General features: G+C 58.7%; 9 protein-coding genes. 2 read left to right on the forward strand and 7 right to left on the reverse strand.

The window, feature by feature from the left end:
- Nucleotides 1-62 precede the first annotated feature (62 nt).
- The 6 genes from folK to thpR form a co-directional block, all read right to left on the reverse strand.
- Nucleotides 63-548, reverse strand: a complete 486-nt coding sequence (folK, locus tag E0E17_RS10640) for a 2-amino-4-hydroxy-6-hydroxymethyldihydropteridine diphosphokinase (RefSeq protein ID WP_130834049.1) — start codon at nucleotides 546-548, stop codon at nucleotides 63-65.
- Entirely contained in the window at nucleotides 545-1960 is a 1416-nt protein-coding gene (gene pcnB, locus E0E17_RS10645; RefSeq protein WP_207302084.1) for a polynucleotide adenylyltransferase PcnB, read from the reverse strand. The genes folK and pcnB overlap by 4 nt, the downstream gene beginning before the upstream one ends.
- A gap of 39 nt (nucleotides 1961-1999) precedes the next feature.
- Nucleotides 2000-2929 carry a tRNA glutamyl-Q(34) synthetase GluQRS gene (gene gluQRS / locus E0E17_RS10650; protein ID WP_130834051.1) on the reverse strand — a complete coding sequence of 310 codons (930 nt, stop codon included), beginning with the start codon at nucleotides 2927-2929 and terminating at the stop codon, nucleotides 2000-2002.
- A 73-nt stretch (nucleotides 2930-3002) separates the two neighbouring features.
- Complete coding sequence (gene dksA, locus E0E17_RS10655; RefSeq protein ID WP_084872798.1) at nucleotides 3003-3458, reverse strand: RNA polymerase-binding protein DksA; 456 nt, start codon at nucleotides 3456-3458, stop codon at nucleotides 3003-3005.
- A gap of 180 nt (nucleotides 3459-3638) precedes the next feature.
- A complete protein-coding gene (gene sfsA, locus E0E17_RS10660; protein WP_130835517.1) occupies nucleotides 3639-4343 on the reverse strand; it encodes a DNA/RNA nuclease SfsA in 705 nt (234 codons plus the stop codon).
- A complete protein-coding gene (gene thpR, locus E0E17_RS10665) occupies nucleotides 4343-4882 on the reverse strand; it encodes an RNA 2',3'-cyclic phosphodiesterase (protein WP_130834052.1) in 540 nt (179 codons plus the stop codon). The genes sfsA and thpR overlap by 1 nt, the downstream gene beginning before the upstream one ends.
- Nucleotides 4883-4896: 14 nt before the next feature.
- Between thpR and hrpB the strand changes: the two genes are divergently transcribed.
- A complete protein-coding gene (gene hrpB / locus E0E17_RS10670; RefSeq protein ID WP_130835518.1) occupies nucleotides 4897-7377 on the forward strand; it encodes an ATP-dependent helicase HrpB in 2481 nt (826 codons plus the stop codon).
- A gap of 88 nt (nucleotides 7378-7465) precedes the next feature.
- Here the strand turns inward: hrpB and E0E17_RS10675 are convergent, their stop codons facing one another.
- On the reverse strand, nucleotides 7466-9361 hold the full coding sequence (locus tag E0E17_RS10675; protein WP_130834053.1) for a methyl-accepting chemotaxis protein: 1896 nt from the start codon (nucleotides 9359-9361) through the stop codon (nucleotides 7466-7468).
- Nucleotides 9362-10030: 669 nt separating this feature from the next.
- Between E0E17_RS10675 and mrcB the strand changes: the two genes are divergently transcribed.
- A complete protein-coding gene (gene mrcB / locus E0E17_RS10680) occupies nucleotides 10031-12571 on the forward strand; it encodes a bifunctional glycosyl transferase/transpeptidase (RefSeq protein WP_130834054.1) in 2541 nt (846 codons plus the stop codon).
- The last annotated feature ends 182 nt before the right edge of the window (nucleotides 12572-12753 follow it).

The following is a 12753-nucleotide window of genomic DNA, read 5'->3' on the forward strand; positions in this document are numbered from 1 at the left end:
TTGATGAGCCAAGTTTACTGGATCCTGCGCGCCAGCGGAATGAGAGAAAAGGAGAGGCAGTTTCAGCGTGTCCAGGGCTGGATTTGACTGCAGTCCAGGTTCGCCAGCAGCGCCGTCAGCGGGCGACCGTCCGGCAGAATCAGATCCGGGGCGATCTCCTGCAGCGGCACCAGCATAAAGGCACGATTGTGCATATCGTAATGCGGGATAGTCAGACGCGGCGTATTTATCACCGCGTCGCCGAACAGCAAAATGTCGAGATCCAGGGTACGGGGTCCCCAGCGCTCGGCCTTACGCACGCGGCCATGAGCCAGTTCAATGCGCTGGGTATGATCGAGCAGTTGTTCCGGCGCAAGATCGGTGTGCAGCGCCACAACTGCATTCAGATAGTCGGGCTGATCGGGCGGCCCGTAGGGCGGCGTGCGATAAAAAGAGGAGGTCGCGACACGCTGCGTCTGCGGGATCTGATCAAGGGCAGCCAGCGCCTCCTCCACCTGTTGCAGAGGATGCGCAAGATTGCTGCCCAGAGCGAGCCAGACCGGGGTCATGATGCGGCGTTATTGTCGCGGCGCGGACCGGCCGGACGGCGACGGGGACGACGGGTTTTGCGACGCGGAGCCGGATCGTCGCCCAGGGTGTTCAGCATATTTTTCTGCTGCGGCGGCGTGGCAGTCTGGAATTCTCCCCACCAGTGGCTGAGGCGCAGCAACTCCGCGTTATTCTCCACTTCAGCGCGTAGCGCCAGCAGATCGTAAGCGGCACGGAATTTGGGATGCTCCATCAGCTTCCAGGCGCGTTTGCCATGGCGGCGTGACATGCGTAACTGCAGCTGCCAGATATCGCGAATCAGCGTGGTGATGCGTTTCGGAATCGCCAGCGCGCGGCAGGCTTCATCCAGCGTGTCATTCATCGCCAGAGCAAAGGCATCATACCAGGTCAGGCCGCTCTCCTGGGCAATCTGTTGCGCCGTTTCTATCTGCGGATACCATAACATGGCGGCAAACAGGAAGGCCGGATTGACGCGCATATCGTTGTGGATACGATTGTCGGTATTCTTCAGCACCTGAAGGAGCATGCGCTCCATCGGGCTGTCACCCTCTTCGGTGAAATAGCGCGTGATAGTCGGGAACAGCGGCTGGAACAGCTGATATTCGCGCAGCTTGAGATAGGTGCTGTAGCCGTAGCCGGTCTGCAGCAGCTTCAGCGATTCTTCAAACAGGCGTGCCGGAGGAATATCGTTCAGCAGCGTGGCCAGGCGCGGTATCGGTTCGGCGGTTTCCGGCGCAATACGCATCTCCAGACGTGCAGCAAAGCGCACCACGCGCAGCATACGCACCGGGTCTTCACGGTAGCGCGTTTCCGGATCGCCGATCAGACGAATAATGCCCTGTTGCAGATCCTGCAGCCCGCCCACGTAATCGCGTACGGTAAAATCCGCCACATTGTAGTAGAGGCTGTTGATGGTGAGATCGCGGCGCTGGGCATCATCTTCAATCGTGCCGAAGATATTATCCCGCAGCAGCATGCCATTCTGACCACGCTGGGAACTGTTACGATCGTCTTCCGCTTCCGTGCTCTGATGATGGCCGCGGAATGTGGCAACCTCGATCACTTCCGGCCCAAACATCACGTGTGCCAGACGAAAGCGACGACCCACCAGACGACAGTTGCGAAACAGCTTACGCATCTGCTCGGGGGTGGCATTGGTGGTCACATCAAAATCTTTCGGTTTTTTCCCCAGCAGCAGATCGCGCACGCCGCCGCCGACCAGATAGGCTTCATAGCCCGCTTTGTTCAGGCGATAGAGCACTTTGAGGGCATTTTCGCTGATGTCTTTGCGCGAGATATTATGGCTGTCACGAGGAATGACGGTCATATGACGCTCAGGTTCAACCTCTGCTGGCACCTCTTCATCTCGCTTAAGAACTTTCCGGCAAAAATTAGCAACTCGGGTAAAAATAGGACACCTCGACAGTGACGTAAGTATGTGGTGTTAAAATCAGCGGCTAATCATAGCCTGTTGCGAACCATTTGAGAATGCCGTTGTCGCTTCATCCCCTTTCAGGGCGCTTTCTTGCGGGATAAGACTACTGTCCCAGGTTGTTACGGCACGCTGCAATAATGTTTCCAGCGGCTCGTCGCGCCAGCCCTCGGCTACTGGCTGTCCCAGGAAACGCAGCGCCTGCACCAGCACCGGACGGGCATCGCCAGCGGGCAGGGCGGGGGCATGATTCTGTTTCGATAGTTTATTCCCTTGCTGATCTAACGCCAGCGGCAGGTGCAGATAGGCGGGCACCGGCCAGCCAAACTGCTGATAAAGGGCAATCTGGCGCACCGTAGGCTCAATCAGATCGGCGCCACGCACGATCTCGGTCACGCCCTGGAAATGATCATCCACCACCACCGCCAGGTTATAAGCAAAGAGACCGTCGCGGCGATGGATAATAAAATCCTCTTCCGCCAGTTGACGCTGCGCCACCAGGATGCCGCGCAGACGATCCTGAAACTGATACACCGGTGCATGCTGACGCAAACGCAGCGCGGCCTGTTGCGGGCCACGGTGCAGATCGCGACAGTGGCCGTCATAAAATCCGCCAGTTTGCTGAATCCGGCTGCGCGTACAGGTGCAGAAGTAGCTCTGACGATGCTGCTGCAGCCAGGCCAGCGCCTCACGGTAAGCTGCATGGCGCGTAGATTGCCACAGCACCTCGCCATCCCAGTGCAGGCCATAATGTTCCAGCTGGCGGAGAATGGCGCTGGCGGCGCCGGGCATTTCCCGTGGCGGATCGATATCTTCAATACGCACCAGCCACTGGCCGTGCTGCGCACGCGCGCTGAGATAACTGCCCAGAGCAGCAATCAGCGAGCCAAAATGAAGTTCCCCGGAAGGAGAAGGGGCGAAACGCCCGATGCAGGTAGAGTTTGACATTTTTACAGGATTCACCGCACAGCGGGAAAAAAGTGTTTTTCCCTGCGGTGCGGTGACAGGCAGGCAGTTAACATCAGCCAGCCATCTGTTTCTCGCGGATTTCCGCCAGCGTTTTGCAGTCAATGCAGAGATCGGCGGTCGGACGCGCTTCCAGACGGCGGATGCCAATTTCAACACCGCAAGATTCGCAGTAGCCAAAATCGTCATCTTCCACTTTCTTCAACGTCTTTTCGATCTTCTTGATCAACTTGCGCTCGCGATCACGGTTACGCAGTTCAAGACTGAACTCCTCTTCCTGAGCGGCACGATCCACCGGATCCGGGAAGTTGGCGGCTTCATCCTGCATATGTGAGACGGTACGATCGACTTCATCCCTGAGCTGATTGCGCCAGGCCTCCAGAATTTTTCTGAAGTGGTTCAGCTGGGCTTCATTCATATACTCTTCGCCCGGTTTCTCCTGGTAAGGCTCCACCCCAGCGATGGCGAGAATACTCAGGGACGATGTTTTACGGTTTTGCCCTTCTTGCATGTTGTTTCTCCTGGATAACACGCACTATCGATCCCCAACGGGGATAAAAACAGGCCGCTATAAATAACAGAAGCAGTCAGGGTTGGCAATTATTGATCATCGCACCTTGACAAGCCTGTGAGGAACAGCGTATTTGGCACATCAGCAGAACATTCATAACACAATAAATTGCAAAAAATATTACCTGCTCACCATAAGCGGCTTTTTCAGAAACATACCCTTCGGTGAGAGCTCCGCCTGATAAGCCAGTACTTCCACGCCGTTCTGTTGCGCCTGGACCAGTAGCTCTGCGTAACGGGCGTCAATATGACGCGCGGGGGAAACGTCCTCAATCCCCGAGTGCAGAACGGTAAACAACAACACTGCCCGGTGTCCTTCTGTCACGAGGTTACGTAATTCGCGCAGATGCTTCTGACCGCGGGCAGTAACCGCATCCGGAAAATAGCCTTTACCCTGTTGTAAAAGCGTCACGGATTTCACTTCAATATAGCAGTTGCGTCTGCCCTGCGCCTGAAGCAAAAAATCAATTCGGCTATTTTCCGTGCCGTACTTTACCTCCGCCTGGCAGTGGGTATAAGCGGACAACTCCGGCAGCGCTTCTTTCTCCAGCGCCTCGCGCACGAGCTGGTTAGCACGTAAGGTGTTGACACAGATCCAGTGATCCGCCTGCGTCTCCGTCAGCTCCCAGCTGTGCGGATATTTGCGTGTTGCGCTGGCGGAGGTGGAGTACCAGACGGTATCGCCCGGCGTGGCGCAGCCGGTCATCGCCCCGGTATTGGCGCAGTGCAGGGTCAGGATATCGCCGTCAGGGGTGACCACATCAGCGAGAAAGCGTTTGTAACGTTTAATCAGGCGCGCAGCACGCAGCGGCGGGGAAAACTCCATCATGCTTCCTTATTCACGCTCAGCGGCCAGCTGGCCAGCTGGCGATAGCTCGGGCGACCCTGATCAGGCACTGATGCAAACAGCGAAAAGTGATCCACCTGACACTGCCAGTGAAAGTCACGCGGCGGCAACGCCACGTTGCGCGGCGCGTAACGCAGCAACGTGATATGGGGATGAAACGGCTGCGGGGTCTGATGACAGCCCTGGCGGGCGGCCTGCGCGCGTAGCAGGTTGGCCAGCTGCAGCAGCGCGCGCGGCGGACGGCGGCAACCCAGCCATACCACGCCGGGACGCGGCCAGAAACCGGCATCATCCAGATCCAGCGTAAAGCCCTCCTGCTGGATGCGTCCCGCAAGCTGTTGCAAAATCAGCGCCTTTTCTTCACTCACCTCGCCGAGGAAGGCGAGGGTCATATGCAAATTGGCTGCCGCAATCGGTCTGCCAGCTTCCGCAGGGAAAACCTCAGCGCGCCAGCGTACCAGCTGCTGCTGCAGGCTTTCGGGCAGGCTGAGACCAAAGAACAGGCGTTGTGTCTTCATGGCTCTCTCCGGTAATGCAGGCGGATGAATGCTACAATCGCGCCATCTTAACACAGGCGCATGTGGAGTTTGATGTGAGTGATTTACCGGTAAGCGCGACGCTGCCAGCGCTGCTGGCCGCACTGGCCTCCTCGCCGCAGGTGATGCTGGCGGCCCCCACTGGCGCAGGCAAGTCCACCTGGCTGCCGTTGCAGCTGCTGCAACAGGCGGGCTTGTCCGGCCGGATTATTATGCTGGAGCCGCGGCGGCTGGCCGCGCGCAATGTGGCTCAGCGGCTGGCGGAGCAATTGAACCAACAGCCGGGCGGTACGGTGGGCTACCGGATGCGGGCGGAAAGCTGCATCGGGCCAGAAACACGGCTGGAGGTAGTGACCGAGGGTATCCTCACGCGCATGCTGCAACAGGATCCGCTGCTGGACGGCGTGTCGCTGGTGATCCTTGATGAATTCCATGAGCGTAGCCTGCAGGCGGATCTGGCTCTGGCGCTGCTGCTCGACGTACAGCAAGGGCTACGTGAGGATCTAAAAATTCTCATCATGTCCGCCACCCTGGATAATAGCCGTCTCACGGCGCTGTTGCCTGATGCGCCGCTAATCGTCTCTGAAGGGCGTAGTTATCCAGTGGAGCGGCGCTACGCCGCCCTCAGCAACACATTCCGTTTTGAGGAGGCGGTGGCACGTGAGGTCGCGCAGCTGCTGCGTAGTGAAAGCGGTTCGATACTGGTGTTCCTGCCGGGCGTAAATGAAATCGAGCGCGTAAAGCGCGAGCTGGAATCCCGCATCAATGACGATGTGGACCTCGCGCCTTTGTATGGTGCGCTGCCGCTGGCGGCACAGCGTCGGGCGATCCTGCCTGCGCCACCCGGACGACGCAAAGTGGTGCTGGCGACCAATATCGCCGAAACCAGTCTCACCATCGAAGGCATCCGGCTGGTGGTAGACAGCGCGCTGGAGCGCGCCGCCCGCTTTGACGCCCGCACCGGCGTGACGCGCCTGCAAACCCAGCGTATCAGCCAGGCCTCAATGACGCAGCGAGCCGGGCGAGCCGGGCGGCTGGCGCCCGGTCTCTGCCTCCATCTGGTAAGTCAGGAGCAGGCTGAACGCGCAGCAGCACAAAGTGACGCGGAGATTTTGCACAGCGACCTTACCGGCCTCTGGCTGGATTTGCTGCAGTGGGGATGTCAGCAGCCGGAGCAGCTTTGCTGGCTCGATCTGCCGCCTGCTGCGAACCTGAGTGCGGCCCAACGTCTGTTAACCCAGCTCGGGGCGCTGGAGGAAAGCGGCAGGCTGACGGCCAAAGGTCGGCAGATGGCGCAACTGGGCAGCGATCCGCGTCTGACGGCGCTGCTGTGTGCCGCAGGCGATACGCCGGACAGAGTAGCCAGTGCCGCGCTGCTGGTGGCGATTCTGGAAGATCCGCCGCGCTCCGGCAGCCCCGATTTGCGCGATGCGCTGTTGCGTCCGCAGCCGCAATGGTTGCGACGGGCGCAGCAGTGGCAACAACGGTTACGGGTGCGTACGGGGAAGGTTGATATTGATCATCTCACGTCGCTGCTGGCGGCCGCCTTCAGTGACCGGCTGGCGCGACGCCGTGGCACCGGCGGTCGTTATCAGCTGGCGAACGGCAGCGGTGCCATACTGGATGAGCAGGAGGGGCTGACGCGCTACGAATGGCTGATCGCCCCGCTGTTGCTGCAGGGCAGCAGCGCGCCGGACGCCCGCATCCTGCTGGCGCTGCCGGTGGATATCGGGGTATTGCAACAGCAGGCACCCCAGCTGATCGAAACGCGTACCGAGGTTGAATGGGATGAAGAGAAGGGCACCCTGCGCGCCTGGCGGCGCGAACAGATTGGCGTGCTGGTGCTGAAGGCGCAGCCGCTGGCGAAACCGCAGCCGGAAGCGCTGCACGCCGCCATGCTGCGCTGGATCCGCACGCGTGGCCTGCAGGTGCTTAACTGGTCGCCGGAAGCCCGACAATTGCGGCTGCGGCTGCAGTGCGCTGCGCAGTGGCTGCCGGACGAGAGCTGGCCCGCCGTGGATGACGCTACGCTGCTGGAAACGCTGGAGCAGTGGCTGCTGCCGGAAATGAGTGCGGTGCGCGATCTGAAAGGGTTACAGAACATCAGTCTGGTCAGCGCATTAATGCATCTGCTCACCTGGCCGCAACGTCAGCGTCTGGATAGGGTGCTGCCCACCCATTACCGGGTGCCAGGCGGAAGCCGGGTGCCGATTCGCTACGATGACGGAAAGCCACCGGCGCTGGCGGTGCGCATTCAGGAGATGTTTGGCGAAGCCACCAGTCCGGCAGTGATGGAGGGGCGTATACCGCTGGTGCTGGAGTTGCTGTCGCCCGCGCGGCGACCGCTACAGATCACCCGCGATCTGGCTGCCTTCTGGCGCGGCGCTTATCCGGAGGTTAAAAAGGAGATGAAAGGGCGTTATCCGAAACACGCCTGGCCGGATGATCCGTCCGTCGCCCCGCCGACCAAAAAATAAGCAGTGCCCGGTGGGTGGCGGCATCGCCCCTGGCAGCAAAAAAACCGGGCAGTTGCCCGGTTCATCTGTCGCGCGTTCTTGCGCGCCGTTACAGTCTGAAGCTTTGCACCACCTGCTCCAGCTGAGTGCTCTGCTCCTGCATGGCGCTGGCGGCTGCCGATACCTGCTCAACCAGCGCCGCGTTCTGCTGGGTGTTGCCATCCAGCTGGGTGATCGCCACATTCACCTGCCCGATGCCCATGCTCTGCTCATGGCTGGCGGACATAATTTCACCAATGAGGGTAGTCACGCTGCTGACCCCTTTCGCCAGCTCATCCATAGTTTCCCCGGCCTGTTCCACCAGCTGGCTGCCGGTATCGATGTTCGCCACCGACTCTTCAATCAGTTTTTTGATTTCCCGCGCTGAGTTGGCGGAACGCTGCGCCAGGTTTCTTACTTCTGCTGCGACGACTGCGAAGCCGCGTCCCTGTTCACCGGCGCGTGCCGCTTCAACCGCCGCGTTCAGCGCCAGAATATTGGTCTGGAAGGCGATACTGTCGATCACGCTGATGATATCCACCACCTTACGCGAAGAGTGATGAATTTCGCCCATGGTACTCACCACCTGACGCACCACTTGCGTACCGCGCGCGGCGACCTGCGAGGCGCCATTGGCCAGCTGGCTGGCATGGGTGGCGTTGTCCGCGTTCTGACGTACCGTGCCCGTCAGCTCCTCCATAGAGGCCGCCGTTTCCACGATGGAACTGGCCTGATTTTCGGTACGTGCCGAGAGATCGGCGTTGCCCCTGGCGATTTCACGCGAGGCGGCGGTGATCGCCAGCGCGCTGTCGCCCACCTGGCGCATCAAATCTTGCAGATAACCGATAAACCGGTTGAAGCTCTGCGCCACGGCGTTGAATTCCGGGCTGTTGCTCTCCGGCAAGCGCTGGGTTAAGTCGGCGCCGCCACTCGACAGTGCTTCGATATTGCTGTGCAGCAGGTGCAGACGATTCATCATGGCGCGGACAAAACCGAGCAGGACCAGCAGCAGCAGCAGCGCCAGCGGGATCTGCACCAGGCCCAGGCGCTTCAGCATACTGTTGGTCTGCGCTTCCAGCAGGCTGGTGGGCACATCGCTGGCGAGATACCAGGGGCTGCCGGCAATCGCCTGGATAAACAGCGTGTGTTCGCCATCCTCCGTCTCGAATGTCGTCTGGGTCGGCTCTTTCCCGGCCTGGGTCAGCAGGCTTTTCAGCGCAGCGGCCATCGGCAGTCCGGTATCAGAAACGTTTTCCAGCTTCGGCTTACCTGCCAGCAGGGCGGCATTGCCCACCACGGTGCCATCGGCTTCAACAATCAGCACGCGGCCATGGATCGCCTCACCCATCTGTTTCGCCAGCTGATTAAAGAAACCGAGGGTAACGTCGATGGTCGCTACGCCCCAGGCTTCACCTTCGCGGTAAATACCCATCGCACAGGTGGTGACCGGCTGTGGCGTGGCGTCATCCTGATAGGCTTTTGCCCAGACGCACTGGCCTTTATCGCCGGTGAAACCATCCTTAAACCACGACTGTTCCCAGTATTTATCTACCTCAGGGGCGTTCCAGTAATCGTTCGCCTCCAGCTGATTGTTGGCGTTACGTGCAAAGAAGGAGCTGTCCTTCTCTTTTGCCGGATCGCGTCGGTAGGGGAGCGGCCAGATGCCGCCGCCGGTCACGTTGCTGTCCTGATACTGATTCACCAGCGCAGGCAGCACAACGTCGATAGCCGCGCTGTCCATAACCACTGCGGCCTCGGTAATCGCTCGCTGTTGTGCCTCTACGCGATTCATCTGCTCGACAATGCGCCCGGCAAATCTGTCTACTTCATAGCGCACCAGACGGCTTTCATTCTGGCTGATCTGCGGTGCCACAAACTGTTTGATGACCAGAATGGTCACCAGCATCAAAATAATAAAGAACGCGACAAGGGTCGCAGTGAAACGGGATTGTGTCGTCTTAAGCATCCAAATGTCCTTACTCTGGTGTAGCAAAAATGACAGAAATGCCAGAAGGGAGGCGGCCATCCCCGTGATTACGCGTATCCGTTGCTGCCCAAGGGCAACATTTTTCTGCAGTGTGCTTGCCGCCACAGCTATTTAAATCTTTTGCCGCTTGCCTGCGACCAGTTAGATTTTCGGTTAACGTTATTAATTCTTTAGTGGTTTTTTTGTGGTTATGTAAATAAACAGATCGCCATTAAAGGTATTTTTCACATCAACACAACGCAAATATCACAGGTGCGGCAGGAGGGCGCAGCAGGTTATCAGGCTCAGAAGGCAGCCAGCCAGAGGAACATCGGGTGATAAATCAGGTGCTGCACGTTTTTAATCTGTTGACTGAAAAAATGAATTGCCTTTTTGCCGCCGTGACGTGCGCTGACCGGGGGTTAAGGCGCTCAGGGTTTAATGGTACTCTGTCAGCCTTGATGACAAGGTGATGCGTGTAAATCGTGACGTTATCAGTGACTGGATTACACTGGTGTGACCCCCTGGCCTGACGCATCAGGCGCACAAAAAGCGCGCCAGTGCCGGGTTCAGCAAGGGGGATCGCTTTCAGAGGGTTCTGCCATGCGGAAAACTGGAAAGCGTATAGAGTAACGGCCTTGTCGTAGCTATGCCTGGAGAATGAAACCAATGTCTGGGAACGATCGCGAGCCTATCGGGCGCAAGGGAAAACAGCCCAAACCGCCGCGCAATGCGGTGCGTCGGGGGCGCAACAGGGATGTCCATGATGATATCGATCAGGATGATTTTGATGATGACTATGAGGAAAGCAAACCGGTGCCACGTAAAGGAAAAGGACGGGGTCCAGCACGCGGAAAACGTCGCTGGTTAGGATGGTTGATCAAACTCTTCCTGATTATTGTCGTTGTGATGGCTGCCTGGGGCGTCTACCTGGACTCCGAGATCCGCAGCCGTATCGACGGCAAAGTCTGGCAACTGCCTGCCGCGGTTTATGGCCGTATGGTCAGCCTTGAGCCGGGTATGGCTTACAGCAAAAAAGAGATGGTGGCGCTGCTGGAAGGCACGCAGTATCGCGAAGTGTCGCGCATTACGCGTCCCGGGGAGTTCAGCGTGCAGGGCAACACTATAGAGTTGCTGCGTCGTCCCTTTGATTTCCCGGACAGTAAAGAAGGGCAGATTCATGCACGCATGAGCTTCAGCAACGACACGCTGAGCGAGATCAAAAACATGGAGACGGGGCGTGATTTTGGCTTTTTTCGCCTCGATCCGCGCCTGATCACCATGTTGCAGTCGCCCAACGGTGAACAGCGTCTGTTTGTGCCGCGTGCGGGCTTTCCGGACTTGCTGGTAGATACCTTGCTCGCCACGGAAGATCGCCATTTCTATGAGCATGACGGCATCAGCTTCTACTCCATTGGCCGCGCGTTCCTGGCGAACATCACCGCCGGTCGCGCCGTGCAGGGCGGCAGTACCCTGACGCAGCAGCTGGTGAAAAACCTGTTTCTCACCAATGAGCGTTCGCTGTGGCGTAAAGCGCGTGAAGCCTATATGGCGGTGATTATGGATGCGCGCTACAGCAAAGACCGTATCCTTGAGCTCTACCTGAACGAAGTCTATCTCGGCCAGGCGGGGGGCGATCAGATTCGTGGCTTCCCGCTCGCCAGTCTCTATTACTTTGGTCGCCCGGTGGATGAGCTGAGCCTCGATCAGCAGGCGATGCTGGTCGGTATGGTCAAAGGAGCCTCGCTCTATAACCCGTGGCGTAATCCCAAACTGGCGCTGGAGCGTCGTAACCTGGTGCTGCGCCTGCTGCAACAGCAGAAGGTGATTGATCAGGAGCTGTACGACATGCTGTCGGCGCGCCCGCTGGGCGTCCAGCCGAAAGGCGGCGTGATTACGCCGCAGCCGGCCTTTATGCAGATGGTGCGTAACGAACTGCAGGCGCAGCTGGGCGACAAGACCAAAGATCTCTCTGGCGTGAAGATCTTCACCACGCTGGATCCGGTATCGCAGGATGCAGCGGAGAAGGCGGTGGAAGAGGGCATTCCGGCGCTGAAAAAACAGCGCGGCCTGAAAGATCTGGAAACCGCCATGGTGGTGGTTGACCGCTTCAGCGGTGAGGTGCGCGCGATGGTGGGCGGTTCCGATCCGCAATTTGCCGGTTATAACCGTGCACTACAGGCGCGCCGCTCTATCGGTTCACTGGCAAAACCCGTCACCTATCTGACGGCGCTGGGAGAGCCAAATACCTATCGCCTGAACAGCTGGATTGCCGATGAGCCGATTGCGCTGAAACAGCCGAACGGCACCATCTGGAAACCCAGGAATGACGACCGGCGTTTCAGCGGTAAAGTGATGCTGGTGGATGCGCTGACTAACTCCATGAACGTGCCAACGGTCAACCTTGGTATGACGTTGGGGCTGGATAGCGTGATTGAGACCTGGAGCAAACTGGGCGTGCCGAAAGAGCAGCTGCATCCGGTGCCTGCAATGCTGCTGGGGGCGCTGAACCTGACTCCGGTTGAAGTGGCGCAGGCGTTCCAGTCGATCGCCAGTGGCGGCAACCGGGCGCCGCTGTCTGCGGTGCGTTCAGTGATCGCGGAAGATGGCACGGTGCTCTATCAGAGCTTCCCACAGGCGCAGCGCGTTGAACCGGCGCAGGCAGCCTATCTGACGCTCTACACTATGCAGCAGGTCGCCGCGCGCGGCACCGCCAGAGCGTTGGGAGCGCGATATCCGGGCGCGCATCTGGCGGGTAAAACCGGAACAACAAATGATTTGATCGACAGCTGGTTTGCCGGTATCGATGGCAAGGAGGTGGCGATTACCTGGGTCGGGCGTGATAACAACCAGCCATCGAAGCTCTATGGTTCCAGTGGGGCGATGCAGCTCTATCGCCGTTATCTTGACAATCAGGCACCGATGCCGCTGGTACTGACGCCGCCGGAAGATGTGTCGTTGATGAACGTCGACTCGGCAGGCAGCTTTGTCTGTGGCAGCGGCAGTAGCACCTGGCGTTCTCTGCCGGTCTGGACGCTGGATCCTGACGCCCTTTGTCAGCAACAGCAGATTCAGCAGCAGCAGATGCAGCAACAGCAGCAGGAGTTGCAGCAACAGCAACAGCAGCAACAGCAGCAACAACAAGCGCCTCAACAGCAGGAGAGCGATGGGGTTGCGGGCTGGATTAAAGATATGTTTGGCAGCAAATAAGCCGCACGCAGCAGACAAAAGGGCACTCCGGTGCCCTTTTTGACGCTTTTATGGTAATCAGGTTATTGCCATGGCGGTGCGAACAGCGTATTATCCTGCCACCTGTACTTTAGTACAGGTTGGATGAATGAACGCTATGACAAGGATTGTCATTCCCCCCTGTTTTTATCGCTGCTCTTCAC

The organism is [Erwinia] mediterraneensis, assembly GCF_900604315.1.
Taxonomy (GTDB): domain Bacteria; phylum Pseudomonadota; class Gammaproteobacteria; order Enterobacterales; family Enterobacteriaceae; genus Pantoea; species Pantoea mediterraneensis_A.

Coding starts and splice junctions, on each gene's coding strand:
- folK (WP_130834049.1), bottom strand. CDS start 548: ATGACCCCGGTCTGGCTCGCTCTGGGCAGCAATCTTGCGCATCCTCTG.
- gluQRS (WP_130834051.1), bottom strand. CDS start 2,929: ATGTCAAACTCTACCTGCATCGGGCGTTTCGCCCCTTCTCCTTCCGGG.
- dksA (WP_084872798.1), bottom strand. CDS start 3,458: ATGCAAGAAGGGCAAAACCGTAAAACATCGTCCCTGAGTATTCTCGCC.
- sfsA (WP_130835517.1), bottom strand. CDS start 4,343: ATGGAGTTTTCCCCGCCGCTGCGTGCTGCGCGCCTGATTAAACGTTAC.
- thpR (WP_130834052.1), bottom strand. CDS start 4,882: ATGAAGACACAACGCCTGTTCTTTGGTCTCAGCCTGCCCGAAAGCCTG.
- hrpB (WP_130835518.1), top strand. CDS start 4,897: ATGCAGGCGGATGAATGCTACAATCGCGCCATCTTAACACAGGCGCAT.
- E0E17_RS10675 (WP_130834053.1), bottom strand. CDS start 9,361: ATGCTTAAGACGACACAATCCCGTTTCACTGCGACCCTTGTCGCGTTC.
- mrcB (WP_130834054.1), top strand. CDS start 10,031: ATGTCTGGGAACGATCGCGAGCCTATCGGGCGCAAGGGAAAACAGCCC.